Origin of the sequence: Inquilinus sp. YAF38, from assembly GCF_052113205.1 — a bacterium.
GTDB lineage: Bacteria > Pseudomonadota > Alphaproteobacteria > DSM-16000 > Inquilinaceae > Inquilinus.
In genome coordinates, this window is the sequence record NZ_JBFRCU010000070.1 from 25,370 (window position 1) to 41,868 (window position 16,499).

A 16,499-nucleotide genomic window follows, 5' to 3' on the forward strand; every position below is an offset into this window, starting at 1 on the left:
CCGTCCGGCACGGTTGGGAGTCAAGCAGGGCCTGCCGCGTAAGTTCGAAGAGCCATGCGAAATCCCGATCCGAGCGGAGGTGGCCCGGGGGGAACGGTCGATCTGGGTACGCAGCAGTCGTCCCAATGTCTAAGCTCGGACTTCGGCATCGGATCGCCTGGGGTCACGTCGGCTTTCAGAAGCCGTCGCTATGGCCGGTCATCACCCGCCGGCGCCCCCCCACGAGGCACGCGATTCTGCGTTGCGGTTGGTTGTTTTGACAAAGCGCATTCATTCGATTGAGGCGACAGCCATTTGAAGCCGTATAGATGAGTTTGCTTGTCATGGCCGCGAATGGAATGCTGATCCAAATCAGTGAACTTCGACGCCAGTCCATCGCTTCCCTCGGCGCGGAGTCTGTCGATGAACGGGCCGGTCACGAGCAGATCGTACCCCACTATTCTGGAATAGGCTTCTACACGGCTGGCGGTATTGACCACACCGCCGACGACTGTGAGCTCAAGCCTGCTTTCGCTGCCTATGTTTCCTTGAACTATAGGCCCGTGGTGGATGCCGATTGCGAGGCGGATCGCTGCTTCACCAAAGCGCGCCCGCTGCCGGTTCCAGGTCGCAACGGATTGAAGGATCTCGAATGCGCACCGCGCCGCATTCGTGGCGTCGAACGAACTTGGCAGAGGCGGCCCGAAGACGGCCATGAGACCGTCCCCCAGGAACTTGTCGACGACGCCGTTATATGAGAACACGCATCTGCTCAACAGTTCCTGGAGACTGCGCAAGAAGACGATGACTTGATCCGGCTCCAGATCGGCACAATAGGCAGTGAACCCGACCATGTCGACGAACAGTATCGCCGCCGGTTGATACCGGGTCAGGGAGAGCGGCGTGTCCATTTCGGCAAGCTCGTCGACCAGTTGGGGGGAAAAATATCTCGCCAGGTTGGCGCGCTGCCGCTGAATAATTCCCAGTCTTTCGTTGGCTGACATGTTCTGCAAGGCAAGAACCGTCGTGATGCCGATCGCTGCCAAGCCTACGGCAGCGCGAAGGATCGCCGTGTACTGGAGGGTTGGAAAATGGACCAGTATGAAGCTCAAAATTATGAGCACACTGCACCCGGCGGCGGAAAACAGAACGCTACGCCGGTCAAGATAAGCGGCGGCGATAAGCAGGACGAACACATACATCACGGCGACGGCGAATTCGTACGGGCTAAGAGTATCGATAATGAAGACGACGAGCCCTACACTGATTGCAAATAGCTGAATCGTCGCTCTTCCGGATAACTTCACCCTCCTGGATGACATCACGCCCTCTCATCGTTCCGGTGGTCGCTGCGCAAATCAGAAACTCCGAACGTTGCGATTGCTTTCCGGCAAGCCATTTCGCTGGGGAAAGCTCCAGCGGGAAGCGGCCCGGCGCTGATCGCGATTTGCGACCGTGCCGCGCTTGGCCGGGACCGTCTCGCGTCGGCCGCCCGACTCTTGTGCCCGGGGCGGCAGCGGAGGCAGCATCGCGACGATGTGGATGCAGCCGACGAGGCGGGCCAAGGAAGGCAAGTCAGTGGCTATCCGCTGTTTCCCGATGGCGCTGGTTATTTGGGAGCCCATCCTTCGGCTGCGCTGTCGCCGCTCAGGGCGGCAGGGGGGATCGCCGACGAGAAGACGTCATCCAGTCGAGCCGTTGCTTGATTTCACAGAGCCACGCCCCGTTCGGGCCACAGGCGTGGGCAATCTGGTCATGCGCGTCCGGCGCCGGCAGCGCGGCATTGCCACCGGGCGGCGCATGCGGCGCCAGGGCCGCCGGAAGACTGGTGTGGCGCAGCGACCGAGATCTTTCTCCAGGATGTCGCCACCGTCTCCACGGCTTTGAAGGTTTCGCCATCGCGGTCCGATGCATTCTGCATTCCCTGGCCGAGAGTGCGCGCTCCCGGCGCTTTCGCGTCGGGAGCGGTATCGTCACTTCGCAAGTGCGGCCTTTTCGATCACCGCGGCGACTTCTTTGGCATGAACGACGAGAGAAGCATGGCTTCCTATGACTTCCGTCGTCTGCGCCTTCATCTCAGCGGCGAAAAGCTTCTGGGCCTCGGGTGCGATCACCTTGTCCTTGGTGCTGATTACATAGAACGTCGGCTTGTTTCGCCAGGCGGCCGTATCGACCGGTGCCTCGAACGCCGTGTGGTTCAACGGAAGCTGACGGTTTGCCAGGGATTCGGCGATCTTCGGGGGAAGATCAGCCGCGACAGCCGAAGGAAACACCTTGGGATCGATGTAAAGATTGCCCTTGTCGTCAGGACGAATCGCCGCGGAACCTTCGGTTGCCGGACCGCTCTTGGCGAGGGTCGCCAGAGATTGTCCCACGTCAGGCGCGAAAGCGGAGACGTAGACGAGTGCAGACACCTTGGGATCGTTACCGGCTTGCGTGATGACCACACCCCCCCAGGAATGGCCGACAAGAACGGTTTTGCCCTCCTGCTTCGCCAGCGCCTGCTTAGTGGCATTGACGTCAGCAACAAGGGAGGTGAGCGGATTTTCGACGAGAGTGACGTTGTAGCCGTCTTTTGCGAGAATATCGGCAACGGGTTGCCAGCTCGTCTGGTCCACGAAAGCCCCGTGCACGAGCACGATGTTGTGGGCTGCTCCCTTGGGCAGTTCGGCGGAACGGACGGATCCGACCAATGTCGTTCCAGTCAGGAGTACGGTCGCCGCTGAAAGGAGGGTATTTCGCATTGCTTGTTCCTGCAGGCATGTCGGACGAACCCGGTCCGGGGGATTGGATAGGCGTTTCCAGCAAGGTCGCGGTTTTTCCATCTGCCGTTGGCGCAATGGTCGCCGCACATGACGTCGGCCCGCTGCGACATGACCTACTCCGCGGTTTTCGCGGACGATAGGGATCAATCATCCGAAAGTTGTGTCCGATCGTCCGCCGGTTTAATCTCGGCGGCATGGATATACTCGCCCATTTGCTCGACCGCGTCCGTCTCGGCGGGACGCTGCTCTTTCACTTCGAGCTCGGCCATCCCTGGCATCTTGAGTTGCCGTCGCGCCCCTACGCTCTGTTTCATTATCTCGATCAGGGCTCAGCGACCCTCGCGCTCGGACAAGGTCAGGAAATCCAGATGACCGAAGGCGATTTTGTCGTCATCACACGCGGAGAACCCCACGTGTTTTATTCGGATCGCCAAGCCGAGCCTTTGCGGATTTTGGATATCGATCGATCGTCGCCGCGTCTGCGCGTCATCCGTCACGGCGGGCAAGCAAAGCCGCTCTCGACCATGATTTGTGGCAATTTCACGGTGTCGCGGCCAATGTTCGGCAGTCTGCTGGAGCTGATTCCGCCCGTGCTCTTATTGAAGCCGACGGCGGATGGTGGCTGGTTTGAAGCTATCCTGCGCCGCATGGTCAGCGAGTCCGCGCTTGAGCGTCCTGGGCAACGCGTCGCGCTTTCACGACTGACGGAGGTGCTCTTTGTCGAGGTGCTCCGAAACTGGATCGCGTCTCTCAGTCCCGGGCAAGGCGGCTGGCTCGGGGCCATATCTGACCCGCATATCGGACCGGCGCTCAAACTTATTCATGAAAACCCGGAGCGGGCCTGGACCCTGAGCGACCTTGGCCACCGCGTGGGGCTCGGCCGTTCGGTGTTTTCGGCGCGCTTTTCTAAGCTTGTCGGCCAGTCTGTGCACCGCTATGTGATCGAACGCCGGATGGCGGAAGCGGCGTTCCTTCTAGAAACCAGCGATGAGCCCATTGCCCGGATTGCCAGCCGCGTCGGTTACGAGACAGCAGCCGCGTTTTCGAAGCTGTTCCACCGATATCACAGCCTATCACCTGGCCAATACCGAGGAGCTCGGCGCTCTAGCAGTGGGGCTCAGCGCGGCCCCACTGCAAGCGCTTCTTGAGGGTTTGGACTGGCGGCGAGTTCACGAACCACGGCGGACCGCGGCGCGTTGGCGGCGAGCTGAACGAGCCCGTCACGCCGCCAATTCAAACCAGGCACAAAGCGTGATTTCATCGGTCTTGTGATGTCCGCCGCGGCCCTTCCTGACGATCCGCGCATACCGCGGATCGAGACCGTGGTCGACCTAGAGCATCCGGTCTGCCCGTGCTGCTCCGGCCGCGGCATCGGATCGGAAAGGATGTCGCCAAGCGGCTCGACATCGTGCCGGCCCTTTTCTCGGGAACTCGTCCCAGGCGATCGGGATGTCCGGTTGGGAGCAGCCTCTGGGGCTCCGGATTTCCGCAATGGGGACAGAGCGGCCCATCGGGGAGTAGGGAAAGAGGGTTCTCTCGGCTCTCTCGGCCCGACCGTCACAGGCCGCCGGCGCGGACGACGAATACGTCCCGGGCCATTCGCGCGCGGACGCGCGCAGGCCCCTCCCCCTGCCCCCCTCCCGCAAGGGGAGGGGGAGAAGGAAGGAGCGGGCTTCGGCGAGTTTGAAAGGATCTCGCCGAAGGAGATAAGGTCTCGCCGAAGGAGGAGGGTGGCCGCCCCCCCTACTTCCGCGCCTCGACCGTCAGCGCGCCGAAGCCGCCGCGGGCGTTGTATTGCGGGCGGTACATGTCCTCGACATAGGCCCCCGGCAGGGCGAAGCGGCCCGGGGTCACGGCCCGGGCGAGATAGGCGACGGTGAAGTAGCGGGTGTCGCCCACCAGGTCGATCGCCGCGATATAGCGGTCGTCGCGCATCTCGACATGCTGCGTCTCCGACAGCGTGTCGGCGATGTCGCCCAGCTTCGCGCCGTTGCCGACCGACGGGTTCTCGATCTCCAGCCCCGCCGGCAGCAGGTCGACCACCAGCGCCTGGTGGTCGAGGTCGTCGGTGGCGCGGCCGCGCAGCAGCACGGTGACGAGGTCGCCCTGCTTCACCGCCGTCTTGGCCGGGTCGATGGGCCGGCCGTCGCGGTCGAGATAGGTGCGGGTGATCTCGAAGCCGTCGCCGCCCGCCGGCAGCGGCGCCGCCGGCACGCCGCGCACCGTCAGCACCTGGCGCATCGGCCCGCTGCCGGTGTTCTTCACCATAATGCCGGCGGCCAGGGCCGCGGCCTCCGGGTCGAGCCGGTAGATCGTGCCCGGATCGGCCACCGCCTTGCCGGCAACCTCGAGCGACAGTGGCGTGGCGCCGTCGAGCGCGGCGTCGGCCGCGATCAGCAGCCAGGTCATCTCCTGGGTGCTCCAATACCGGTCCTTGGCGAACAGGTCGGCGGCGATGTCGACCTGCTGCAGCACCTCGCCCTGCGGCTGCTTGGCCTCGTGCAGCAGGGCCGCGGTGGCGGCGTGGTCACGCAGCGGGGAGCCGTAATCGCCGGTGAAGTTCTCCGGCCGTTCGGTCGAGGTCGCCGCGGCGAAGGCCTTGCCGGTGCGTGCCGTGTCGCCGAATTGGGCGGCGGCCGCGGCGATCTGCGCCTGGGACACCGGCGTCTGGTACTTCGGCAGGCAGTTGTCGACGTAATAGCGCATGGTGCCGACATCGCCGCCGCCGGCCCGCGACACCACATACAGCGCATAGGCGCTGGCCGGGGTGCAGTCCGAGCGCGCCTCGTACCAGTCGAGGTAGTTCGCCAGGAACTTGATGCCGCGCTGATAGGCGCGTTCCGGGATGCGGTAGCCGCCCTCGGCCCGCGCCCGGGTCAGGAAGTCGAGCGCATAGGCGGAGAGCCAGGGGTCGGCGTCGCCGAAGGGCGACCACATGCCGAAGCCGCCGCCCGGCTGCTGCGCCGTCATGATCCGGTCGATCGCGCCCTGCACCTTGCGGTGCACGTCGTCCGGCTTGAAGCCGCTGTCGACCTTCTCCGCCACCTTGGCGACATAGAGCAGCGGCAGCGCCCGGCTGGTGGTCTGCTCGACACAGCCATAGGGGTAGTCGTCCAGCGCCTTCAGCAGGCCCGGGATGTCGAAGGTCGGGCGGGTGGAGAAGCTGGCGAAGACCTGGACCGTGTCGGGCAGGAAGCCCTTCACCAGGTCGGCGTTCAGCACCACCGACTGGTTGGGCTGGACCAGAGTGGCGATGCGGTCGGTGGTCAGCGCCTGGGCCGGGCGGACCGACAGGTCCCAGTCGCGGTCGCGCTGAAAGCCGTCGGGGCCGGTGACGCTGATCCGGATCTTGCCGACACCGGTGGCGGTCGCGGTCAGCGGGATCGCGCGACGGGCCTCAGCCCCCGCCGTCACGGTCTGGGTGAACTGGGCCGATGCGGCCGCGACCGAGAGCGGGCCTTCGACCGCGACGCGGACGCCGTAGTCGCCGGCCGGGCCGGACAGGTTGCGCAGCGAGAAGGCGAGGTCCGCCTTGTCGCCCGGCGCCAGGAAGCGCGGCACGCCGATCTCGGCGATCACCGGGTCGCGCACTTTCATCGACGTGGAGGCGGCGCCGAGCGCTGTCGGCGTCCAGGCCACGGCCATCAGCCGCAGCTCGCCGTCGAAATCCGGCAGGTCGAGCGGCACGGTGACGCGGCCGTCGGCGCCGACCGGCAAGATGCCGCTGTACAGCGCGACGGTGCGAGTGGAGCGCTTCGGCAGGCCGGACATCTGCTGGGCCGCGGCGTCGCCGCCGGTGCGGACCTGGCCGCGGCGGCCGTCGCTGATGATCAGCCGGCCATAGGCATCGCGCATCTCCACGCCCAGGGCACGGCGGCCGAAGTAATGGTCGGTCGGGTCCGGCGACTGGAAGTCGGTGAGCAGCAGGATGCCCTCATCGACCGCGGCCAGGGTGACCCAGGCGCTCTGCCCCTGCGGCACGCCGGTGACGGTGAGCGGCAGATCGAGATGCTGGTTCGGCTTGATCTCGGCCGGCGCGTCGATCGAGACGCCCAGCACCCGCTCGGTGACGTCGATGCCGAACCAGGCGACGCCGACCGCACGGCCGGGGCCGTGGCGGCGTTCCCCACCCTCGCCCGAGGGGCGGAAGGCGGTGGCCAGGACATAGGCGCCGGCGCCCCAGTCGGACGAGACCGGGATCTCGACCGTGGCGCCGTCGGCCGGGACGGCGACGTCGCGCGTCTCCAGCACCCGGTCATTGGCGATGAACAGCAGCACGTCGCCGGCGAAGGGCGGCTCGATCCGCACCCGGGCGGTGTCGCCGGCCTTGTAGCTGGTGCGGTCGAGGGCGACGGTCAGCTTGTCCGGGGTCGGGTTCGGGTCGTCCGACACCCACCAGCCGGCATAGAAGCGGGCCGAGGTGGCGCCGCCGCCCTTGGGGTCATAGACGTCGAGCCGGAAATTGCCCCAGCCGACCGCCTGGCGGATCGCCGCCGGCGCGTTCGGGGCGACGTCGACCGTGCCGTCCGCCACCTTGCGGTCGCGGGTGACGACCTTGTAGTCCCAATGCCCGTCGGTCGAGAACCACTGGTAGTCGTGGATCTCCTCCACCAGGTCCCAGCGCAGCCCCTTGATCGCGGCGGGGCGGCCGCCGGCGTCGAGGCCGATGACCTCGAAACGGGCATCGGCGCCTTCGGCCAACGAGCCGGAGAACAGCGGCTTCAGGCCGATCCAGGGATGCTCCTGCCGCACCGGCAGGGTCATGGTCTCGTTGGCGGTGCGGCCGCTGGAATCGAACACCGCGGTGCGGATCTCGGCCTCGAGCGGCACGGTGGTGTCGGGCAGGCCATCCAGGAGGATGTCGACCCGGCTCTGGCCCGCGGCGTCGGTGGCCGGGGTGGTGATCGGGCGGGTGCGCGGCGAGAACGCGTCCTGCACCAGGCCGAACTTGTAGTCGGAGTAGTCCGGGAAGGGCCGGGCCGCCTGCTGCAGGGTCAGGCTGGCCTCGGTGGCCAGTTCGGCTGCCGGGGCGCCGTACAGGAACTGGGCGTCGATGGCGACGACCGACGGCTTGGCGACGCGCAGGTCCTTGGCGTCGGTCTTCAGGTCGACGCGGATCCGCGCCGGCACGAAATCCTCGACCTGGAAGGGGGTGCTGCCGATGGCCTGGCCCTTCGGGTCGACATAGGCCTCGGCGGTCCAGGTGCCGGTATAGGCGCTGTCGGCCAGCGGCACGTCGATGCTGTAGGAGCCGCCGCCCTGGTCCGTTGCCTGCTGGACCTGGGCCTCGACCCCGTCCGGCCGGCTGATCTTGACCGTCAGCGGCACGCCGTCGATCGCCGCGGCACGCTCGTTGCGCAGCAGCGTGGTCAAATGCACCGTCTCGCCCGGGCGGTAGACGCCGCGCTCGGGGTAGAGGAAGGCGTCGAGCGGGCCGGGCTCGGCCCGGCCGCTGACGCCGCGGTCGGACAGGTCGAAGGCCGGGCCGGTCAGCTCGAGGAAGGTGAAGTCGCCGGAGCCGTAGGCATAGACTGCGGCCGGCCGGTTGCCGCCCTGCCCGGCCATCACCCCGGCCGGGAAGGTGGCGAGGCCGCCGGCATCGGTCTGGGCCTCGCCCAGCACCGAATTGTTGCGGGCGAGCAGCGCCAGCTTCACGCCCGGCTGGGCCTTGGCCGACGACAGCGCGCGTGCCGCCACGGTCAGCCCCTGCTGGCCCGAGAACGAGGCGAGGCCGAGATCGGTGACCACGATCCACTGCGTGCCCGGGGTCGGGTAACTGTCCTCATCGGCCTTGGCGTCGACCGCCGAGAGCAGGTAGACGCCGGGCTTCGGCTGCGGCAGCAGCGTGTCCATCGGCACACCGGTGACCACCGCCTTGTTGGTCTCGCTCTCGACCGGCATGGTGCCGGACCACACCTCCTCGCCCGCATCCTGGGCCAGGCTGTCGACGTCGTAGCTTTCCAGCATCTGGCCGATGCGGCCCTGGGCCACCTGATCGATCAGGTTGCGGTCGTTGATGCGCAGCAGGCGCAGCTTGACCTCGGAGACGTTGACCGTGGTCACCGGCACCGTGCCCTCGCCGCCCTTGGGCAAAACATAGGCGCTGCCGCGGAACACCACGCTGGCCGGGCGGTCGTCGACCGTCAGGTCGAAGCTGTCATCGGCGGTCAGCGTGTCGCCGTCGACCGACTTGATGCCGGCCAGCAGGGTGACGGTGTAGGTCTGGCCGAAGGACACGCCCTCGAGGCAGATCTGCTTGTCCGACGGGATCACCTCGACCGGCACCGCCGGCTCGATCTTGACGTAATCGGAATAGCGGACGGTGCGGCCGTCGACGATCGAATCGGAGAAGTCGGCGCAGAGCTGCGGCGCGTCGCGGTCGTTCTGGGCGTAGGTCGAGGTGACGCGGAAGCCGTACTGGTCACGCAGGGTGTTGGCGTATTCGGTGTTGTCGTCGCTCGGCGCCAGCTGGGCGCCCTCGGCCGCGACCTTGATCGCCTCGCGGCCCTTGTCCTGCTGCTCCAGCCCGCGGGCCAGCAGAATCAGGGCGGCGCCGCGCAGCTTGTCGGTGCCGGCGTTGCTGTAGGCGGCGAAGGCGGCGTTCAGGCCGTCCTGCGAATAGGGGGAGGACTGCTGCAGCGCCTGGGCCAGCCCGAACCAGGCCCCGGCGTCGGTGGGGCGCTGGCCGAGAATCAGCTGCCAGGCCGAGACCGCGTCGTCCCAGCGCTCGCCCTGGGCGGCGTCGGCGGCGCGGGAGCGCAGCGCCTTGAGGTCACGCTGGTCGGCGGGGGCGGCACTGGCCTTCTGCTCCAGCTTCTTGGCGTAGACGGCCGCGCCGGCCGCGAGGCCCGGCGCCTGGTAGGCGGACGCGGTCGGGGAAAAGGCCAAGGTCGCGGTCAGGAGCGCCGCCGCCGCGGCAAAAGTGGCAAAACGCAGCTTCAAGGCCATGGATCCCCCCAATCACGGCACCCCGGATCGCCGGGGCCCCTGCGACAAACTATACGCGAGATCGCGTCGAAACCATGACGCAGCTGCGACGGCGGAACGGCCCTCCCCCTGCCGGGGCGACGCGACTATGATCCCCGCGTCCTTCGCGGAGAGCCTGCCCATGATTCGACCCCTGGCGATCGTCCTGCCGCTGCTGCTGTCCCCCGCCATGGCCGCCGCCGCCCTGGCTGCCGATGCGCTGACCGGCGCGCAGATCCAGGCCCAGATCGTCGGCAACACGGTCGACGGGACGGCCGGCGACGTCGAATACACCGAGTTCTACGCCGCCGACGGCACCATCCATGGGCTGGGCGACGACGGCCCCTATGCCGGGCAGTGGTCGATCGAGAACGACCACATGTGCTTCGACCTGGGCGAGACCAAGGAATGCGACAAGGTCCAGCTGGACGGCACCAAGGTGCAGCTGTTCGCCGATGACGGGTCGCTGGTCGCGGTCGGGGAGCTTAAGCCGGGAAATCCGGGGAACCTGTGAGACTGGCCACTCCTCGCCGTCATTGCGAGGAGGCGAAGCCGACGAAGCAATCCAGGGGCCGGTGCGAACCGGTGCCAGCCTGGATCGCCACGCCCCTGCGGGGCTCGCGATGACGGTGAGGGTATGGCCGCGCCTGCTCGGCGACCCGCCCTATTCCCCCTTCAGCTGCCGCTCGCGGTAGTAGATGAACAGGCCGGACGCGATGATCACCAGGTTGCCGATGATGATCTGCGATGTCGGCACGTCGCCCCAGACTGCCCAGCCGAGCGCCGCGGCGATGACGATGGTGGAGTACTGGTAGGGCGCCACCACCGCGGCCGGGGCCAGCGACAGCGCCTTGTTCATGCACAGATGCGCGCCCATCGCCACCACGCCGAGGCCCAGCAGCAGCGCCCAGTCGAACGGGGTCGGCGGCACCCAGGCGAAGGGCACGGTGGCGGCGCCGGCCAGGCCGGTGCCGAGGATCTGATAGGTGATCAGGCCCAGCCCGCCGGTGTGGCGGACGCGGCGGGTGACGATCAGGATCAGGCTGAACAGGGTGGCGCCGGCCAGCGCGATCAGGGCCGAGGACGAGAGCGCGGCGCCGGTCGGGCGCAGCACGATCAGAACGCCGACGAAGCCGATCAGCACCGCCGCCCAGCGCCGCGGCCCGACCTTCTCGCCCAGCAGCGGCACCGACAGCGCGGTCACGATCAGCGGCGCCGCCATGTAGAAGGTCATGACGTCGGCCAGCGGCAGGCCGCGCACGGCGAAATAGAAGATCGCGACCTCGCCCGCCATCAGGGCGACGCGCAGCAGGTTCATCCAGGGCTGGTCCGGCGTCAGCAGGCCGCGGAAGCCGCGGATCACCCAGGGCAGCAGCAGGATGAAGGCACCGATGCTGCGGATCAGCAGCACCTGGCCGACGGTGTAGTCGGCAACCAGCCACTTGCCCAGCGCGTCGTTGAAGGTGAACAGCGACATGCCGAGGAAGAACAGCAGGATGCCGGTGCCATGCCCGCCCTCCGCCCCACTGACCTTTTGGGCGCCGATCGCCGCCATTCCCACGCTTCCCCCGTTCCGTTCCCCCTTCTCTGCCCGAGGAATTTGTCGGACAGAAGCGGAAAGGCCACGGGCCGGGCATGCAAGGGCGTGCGGTCCTGCCACGAAGCGGCAGCCGAATACAAAATGAGTCCCCCCTCCCCTCGCGGGAGGGGGTTAGGCGGAGGGGTCTCGCGGCTTGGACCAGACTTGCGACAACCTGAACGGCAGAGCCGGATCGACTGCCCATTCGCGCGCGGACGCGCGCAGACCCCTCCCCACCCCCCTCCCGCAAGGGGAGGGGGGACTTGGGAAAAGCGGTCCTAACCCGACGTCAGGCCCTGCGCTCGACCACGAAATGGGCGACGGCGCGCAGCGCCTCGGCCCGGTCGCCGAACACGTCGAGGTGGCGGCAGGCCTGGTCGACCAGCATGCGCGCCTGGGACTCCGCCCGTTCGAGGCCGAGGATCGAGACGAAGGTCGCCTTGCCGGCCGCCTGGTCCTTGCCCGGGGTCTTGCCGATCTCCTCGGCCCGGCCGCGGACGTCGAGCAGGTCGTCGGCGATCTGGAAGGCCAGGCCCATGTCATGGGCATAGGCCTGCAGCGCGCCGCGCCGCGAATCCTCGACCTTGCCGAGGATCGCCCCGGCCTCGCAGGAGAACTCGAACAGGGCGCCGGTCTTCAGCCGCTGCAGCCGGGTGATGGCGCCGATCTCGGTCAGCGGCGTCTGCTCGGCCTGCATGTCGAGCGCCTGGCCGCCGACCATGCCGGCGGCGCCGGCGGCGCGGGCCAGGGCGGCGACGAGCGCGATGCGGACCTTCGGGTCGGCATGGGTCTCGCTGTCGGCCAGCACCTCGAAGGCCTGGGTCAGCAGCGCGTCGCCGGCCAGGATCGCGGTGGCTTCGTCATAGGCCTTGTGCGTGGTCGGCTTGCCGCGGCGCAGGTCGTCATTGTCCATCGCCGGCAGGTCGTCATGGACCAGCGAATAGCAATGGATCATCTCGACCGCCGCGCCGACGCGCAGCGCGCAGCTTTCGGCGACGCCGAACAGCCGCGCGGACGACACCGCCAGGAACGGCCGCAGCCGCTTGCCGCCGCCCAGCGAGGCGTAGCGGATGGCCTCGGCCAGCGGCGGCTCGCCGCGCTGGGGCTTGGGCAGGACACGGTCCAGGACGCGCTCGACCTGCGCGCCCGTCTCGGCCATGGCTTTGCTCAGATCAATCGGCAAGACTGGGCCTCAATCAAAGGTCGCGGATTTGGCGGTGACGGTGCCGTCGGCGGCGCGCGAGATCATCTCGACCCGCGCCTGCGCCTCGCGCAGCTTCGCCTCGCAATGGGCGCGAAGCAAGGCACCGCGTTCATAGGCCGATATGTTGTCGTCGAGCTTGCCCTGCCCCGCCTCGAGCTGGCGCACGATGGTCTCCAGCTCGGCGAGGGCATCCTCGAAGCTCAGGCCCGCGATGTCGGCAGGGATGGGTCGATCGGCCATGGGCTGTCCGTTCATATTCGGGCGGCGACAATAAGCGCGGTCGCGGCAAGAGGCAACGGGGGCTCAGCCGTTGCCGGCCAGCACCCGGCCGGCGAGGTAGAGCGAGCCGCAGATCAGCACCCGGCCGGGCGGGTCGCCGGGCCGCGCCGCAGCGGCGACCGCGGCTTCGAAGCCGCCGGCCGCGGCGACATCGGTCAGGCCGACGGCGCGGGCGTGGTCGGCCACAGCCTCGGCCGGCAGGCTGGCGTCCTCGCCCGGGATCCGCACGGTGCGGATGGAGCGGACGAAGGGCGCCAGCGGCCGCAGGAACTCCTGCGGCTGCTTGCTCTCCAGCATGCCGCAGACCAGGTGCAGCGGCCGCGGGTCGAGCCCGCCGAGCCAGTGCCCCAGCACCTCGCCGGCGCTGTCGTTGTGGCCGCCGTCGAGCCACAGTTCCCAATCCGGCGGCAGCAGGGCCGCCAGCGGGCCGCGGGTCAGGCGCTGCAGCCGCGCCGGCCATTCGACCGTGGCCAGCCCGCTTCGCACCGCCTTCTCCGGGATGTCGAAGCCGGTGAGCAGGTCGCGCAGCCGGATCGCGGTGGCGGCGTTGGCGAACTGGTGGTCGCCGGGCAGCGCCGGGCGGGGATAGTGCCGCTCGCCTTCGGCCGTGCGCAGGACGAAACCGTCCGCGGTGGGAGCCACCGACCAGTCGCGGCCGGCGAGGTGCAGCCGCGCCCCGGCCGATTCGATGTCGCGGGTCAGCACGGACACGGCGGCGGCGCTCTGCTGCGGCGCCACCACCATCGGCACGCCGGGCTTRGCGATGGCCGCCTTCTCCGCCGCGATCGCCTCGATCGTGTCGCCCAGGAACTGCATGTGGTCCATGGAGATGCGGGTGACCGCGGTCGCGGCCGGGCGCGGCACGACATTGGTGCTGTCGTAGCGGCCGCCCAGGCCGACCTCGAGCAGCACGGCATCGGCCGGCACCTCGGCGAAGGCCAGGAAGGCGGCGGCGGTCGTCGCCTCGAAGAAGGTCACCGGCTGGCCGGCATTGGCGGTCTCAACCCGCTCCAGCAGCTCGACCAGCGCGGCGCTGCCGATCAGCGACCCGGCGAGGCGGATGCGCTCATGGAACCGCACCAGATGCGGCGAGGTGTAGACATGGACGCGATAGCCCGCCTGCTCCAGGAAGGCGCGCAGGAAGGCGGTGGTCGACCCCTTGCCGTTGGTGCCGCCGACATGCACGACCGGCGGCAGGCGCAGATGCGGGCTGCCGAGCGCCGCCAGCAGCCTTTCGGTGCGGCCGAGCGAAAGGTCGATCCGCTTCGGATGCAGATGGGTCAACCGGTCGAGCGCGGCCTCGACCTCGGCCGCACCCGCGTCAGGCACGATAGGCCGGCTCGCCCTCGATCGCGGCCGCGGCGGCAATGTCGGCCGGGTCGACCACGATGTCGGCCGTGGCCGGATGAAGCCCGCCGGTCAGATGGCCGAGGGTGCGGATCAGCGTCTCGCGCAGCTCCTTGCGCACCACCACCACGTCGACCATGCCGTGGTCGAGCAGGTATTCGGCGCGCTGGAAGCCCTCCGGCAGGGTCTCGCGGATGGTCTCCTCGATCACCCGGGCGCCGGCGAAGCCGATCTGCGCGCCGCGCTCGGCGATGTGGATGTCGCCGAGCATGGCGAAGGAGGCGGTGACGCCGCCCGTGGTCGGGTCGGTCAGCACCACGATATAGGGCAGGCCGGCATCCTTGACCTGCTCGACCGCGATGACCGAGCGCGGCATCTGCATCAGCGACAGGATGCCTTCCTGCATCCGGGCGCCGCCGGAAGCCGGCACCACCACCAGCGGCGCATGCTGCATCACCGCCAGCTTGGCGGCGGCGACCAGGCCTTCGCCGACCGCGGTGCCCATCGAGCCGGCCATGAAGCTGAAGTCGAAAACGGCGATCACGGTGTCGCGGCCGCCCATCTTGCCATGAGCAACGACGATGGCGTCGCTTCGGCCGGACTTGGCCTGGGCTTCCTTCAGACGGTCGGTGTAGCGCTTGGTGTCGCGGAACTTGAGCGGATCGACCGCCGGCTTCGGCAGCTCGATCGTCTCGTACCTGCCGTCATCGAACAACATGCCGAGCCGTTTGACCGGATCGAGCCGCATATGATGGCCGCAATGCTGGCAGACGTAGAGATTCGCCTCCAGATCGCGATGGAACAGCATCGCCTCGCAGTTCGGGCACTTCGTCCACAGATTGTCCGGCGTCTCCGGCCGGGACGAGGAGACGAGGGCCCGGATCTTCGGGCGGATGTAGTTGGTCAGCCAGTTCATGCCGCGGTTTTCCGCCTTTCGGCCGGGCGCGTCAAGATGAGGGCGTGAGGTCCCAGCGCGGCGGCATGATGGCCGACCGATCGAATCCTCGCAGTGCCCGATTCTACGGCTTGGGTACGAAAGTGGCGTCGGAAGGCGCCGTCGAAACCTGCTGCACCACCTCCGCCAGGGTGGTCATGCAGCAACTCAGCCACCATCCTCGTCGCGCATCGCCGCCGGAGATCTCGACGGCTGTGACGGTGAGGGCGATCCCGCCTTCTTCGAAGGCCACGAGCCACGTGTCGCCATCATGACCGGCGGTGATGAATCTCCGCATCGGCAGCGGTTCGACCACGGCATCTCCGGCATTGAACGGCTTGCCCTTCTCGGCGATACCGCCCAATCCTGGGTTATCTGCTCCTAGCGCCTGACGAATCGAGGTCGGAAGCGCCGCAAGCGACGTGACCTCCCGCAGCTCATGGCCCTGCCACTGCACAGCGGGTCCTGACGAAACTGCCCGGATCTCCTGCCCAGGACCCTGCACGACGGGTTTTGCCGTGCAGGCATTGAGCGCAAAGCTCAAGAGAGCAACAGCGACACAGCCCCTCATCACCATGACAGCCCCTCCCCCGACGAGCCCCTGGTCCGGTTCGCGAGGGCGAACCGGAGACGCAGATCTTCATCAGACAACCCTGCCATTGTGGCCCAATATAGAGGATCCGCGTTTCGGTCCCGGCCGGCACCTCTGGCCGGAACCCGTCGTGGCAAACGAGCGCCGATGCTATCGTGGCGGCCCTAGGTGGCCAATGAAGTCGACAGCAATGCGCGGCACCGTCCGGAAAATGGGAAACGCTGCAGGGGTGATCATTCCCGAGCCCCTGCTGGCGGAGATCGGGGCGAGGGCCGGCGACGACGTGGACATGGTCGTCGAGACGGGCCGCCTGATCATCGCGCCGAGCCGGGAGAATCCACGAGCCGGCTGGGCAGATGACGCCCGGCGGCTCGCCGAAGCCGGCGACGATGCCCTCGTCTGGCCGGAATTCGACAATGACGAGACCAAGGCCGGCCGATCGGCTGACGGCAACGCGGAGGCACGGCCGACGAAGCCGACCGGCACCATCGGGGATTTCTTCGGCTGCCTCGCCGAGCCCGGGACGCCAAGGCTGTCGATCGAGGAAATCTGCTCGATGGGATGGCCCTCGTCCAAGATCTGATCGGCCATTCCGCAAGCGACGGCTTTCGGAACCGTCCCTTTTTCTTCAAACGTCATTCCCGCGAAAGCGGGAATCCCTTTCCGGTCATGACGTGACGAGATCCCCGCTTTCGCGCTAGGGGATGTACATAAGTGCCATGTCTGTTTGCGGTGCGTCGCGTTGACTCAGGCGCACGGACGGGGTGGCGCCGGGACTGGCGCTCATGATTCCTATATTCGCACGCTCGACGACGGGAGTGCGGCATGGAAACGGTCTTGGGTCGGTTTGGGGA

At 67.8% G+C, this 16,499-nt stretch carries 13 protein-coding genes; 3 read left to right on the forward strand and 10 right to left on the reverse strand.

The window, feature by feature from the left end; genetic code table 11:
• Positions 1–188: 188 nt before the first annotated feature.
• The 3 genes from AB4Z01_RS25900 to AB4Z01_RS25910 all read right to left on the reverse strand — a co-directional run bounded on the left by AB4Z01_RS25900 (position 189) and on the right by AB4Z01_RS25910 (position 3,013).
• Entirely contained in the window at positions 189–1,301 is a 1,113-nt protein-coding gene (locus AB4Z01_RS25900; RefSeq protein ID WP_441698755.1) for an adenylate/guanylate cyclase domain-containing protein, read from the reverse strand.
• Positions 1,302–1,952: 651 nt separating this feature from the next.
• On the reverse strand, positions 1,953–2,723 hold the full coding sequence (locus AB4Z01_RS25905) for an alpha/beta hydrolase (RefSeq protein ID WP_441698745.1): 771 nt from the start codon (positions 2,721–2,723) through the stop codon (positions 1,953–1,955).
• A gap of 164 nt (positions 2,724–2,887) precedes the next feature.
• The gene (locus tag AB4Z01_RS25910) at positions 2,888–3,013 is read right to left on the reverse strand and encodes a hypothetical protein (RefSeq protein WP_441698757.1); all 126 of its coding nucleotides are present in this window, start codon (positions 3,011–3,013) and stop codon (positions 2,888–2,890) included.
• Between AB4Z01_RS25910 and AB4Z01_RS25915 the strand changes: the two genes are divergently transcribed.
• The gene (locus AB4Z01_RS25915) at positions 2,957–3,892 is read left to right on the forward strand and encodes a cupin domain-containing protein (protein WP_441698756.1); all 936 of its coding nucleotides are present in this window, start codon (positions 2,957–2,959) and stop codon (positions 3,890–3,892) included. The two genes, AB4Z01_RS25910 and AB4Z01_RS25915, sit on opposite strands and share 57 nt — an antisense overlap.
• Positions 3,893–4,487: 595 nt before the next feature.
• Here the strand turns inward: AB4Z01_RS25915 and AB4Z01_RS25920 are convergent.
• Positions 4,488–9,686, reverse strand: a complete 5,199-nt coding sequence (locus AB4Z01_RS25920; protein WP_441698746.1) for an MG2 domain-containing protein — start codon at positions 9,684–9,686, stop codon at positions 4,488–4,490.
• 166 nt (positions 9,687–9,852) lie between these two features.
• Here AB4Z01_RS25920 and AB4Z01_RS25925 point away from each other — a divergent pair, with 166 nt between their 5' ends.
• Positions 9,853–10,224, forward strand: coding sequence for a hypothetical protein (locus AB4Z01_RS25925; RefSeq protein ID WP_441698747.1), 372 nt, complete (start codon positions 9,853–9,855; stop codon positions 10,222–10,224).
• 150 nt (positions 10,225–10,374) lie between these two features.
• On the opposite strand, the gene AB4Z01_RS25930 is transcribed toward AB4Z01_RS25925, so the two are convergent.
• From AB4Z01_RS25930 to AB4Z01_RS25955, 6 genes are all read right to left on the reverse strand, one after another.
• The gene (locus AB4Z01_RS25930) at positions 10,375–11,265 is read right to left on the reverse strand and encodes a DMT family transporter (RefSeq protein WP_441698748.1); all 891 of its coding nucleotides are present in this window, start codon (positions 11,263–11,265) and stop codon (positions 10,375–10,377) included.
• Between the two features lie 313 nt (positions 11,266–11,578).
• Entirely contained in the window at positions 11,579–12,448 is an 870-nt protein-coding gene (locus AB4Z01_RS25935; RefSeq protein ID WP_441698749.1) for a polyprenyl synthetase family protein, read from the reverse strand.
• Positions 12,449–12,481: 33 nt separating this feature from the next.
• On the reverse strand, positions 12,482–12,733 hold the full coding sequence (locus tag AB4Z01_RS25940) for an exodeoxyribonuclease VII small subunit (protein ID WP_441698750.1): 252 nt from the start codon (positions 12,731–12,733) through the stop codon (positions 12,482–12,484).
• A 63-nt stretch (positions 12,734–12,796) separates the two neighbouring features.
• Complete coding sequence (locus tag AB4Z01_RS25945) at positions 12,797–14,101, reverse strand: bifunctional folylpolyglutamate synthase/dihydrofolate synthase (protein ID WP_441698751.1); 1,305 nt, start codon at positions 14,099–14,101, stop codon at positions 12,797–12,799.
• Positions 14,094–15,035, reverse strand: a complete 942-nt coding sequence (gene accD, locus AB4Z01_RS25950; RefSeq protein ID WP_441698752.1) for an acetyl-CoA carboxylase, carboxyltransferase subunit beta — start codon at positions 15,033–15,035, stop codon at positions 14,094–14,096. The genes AB4Z01_RS25945 and accD overlap by 8 nt, the downstream gene beginning before the upstream one ends.
• Positions 15,036–15,138: 103 nt before the next feature.
• Positions 15,139–15,630, reverse strand: a complete 492-nt coding sequence (locus AB4Z01_RS25955) for a hypothetical protein (protein ID WP_441698753.1) — start codon at positions 15,628–15,630, stop codon at positions 15,139–15,141.
• 205 nt (positions 15,631–15,835) lie between these two features.
• On the opposite strand from AB4Z01_RS25955, the gene AB4Z01_RS25960 reads away from it, so the two are divergent.
• Positions 15,836–16,228 carry an AbrB/MazE/SpoVT family DNA-binding domain-containing protein gene (locus tag AB4Z01_RS25960; protein ID WP_441698754.1) on the forward strand — a complete coding sequence of 131 codons (393 nt, stop codon included), beginning with the start codon at positions 15,836–15,838 and terminating at the stop codon, positions 16,226–16,228.
• Positions 16,229–16,499 lie beyond the last annotated feature (271 nt).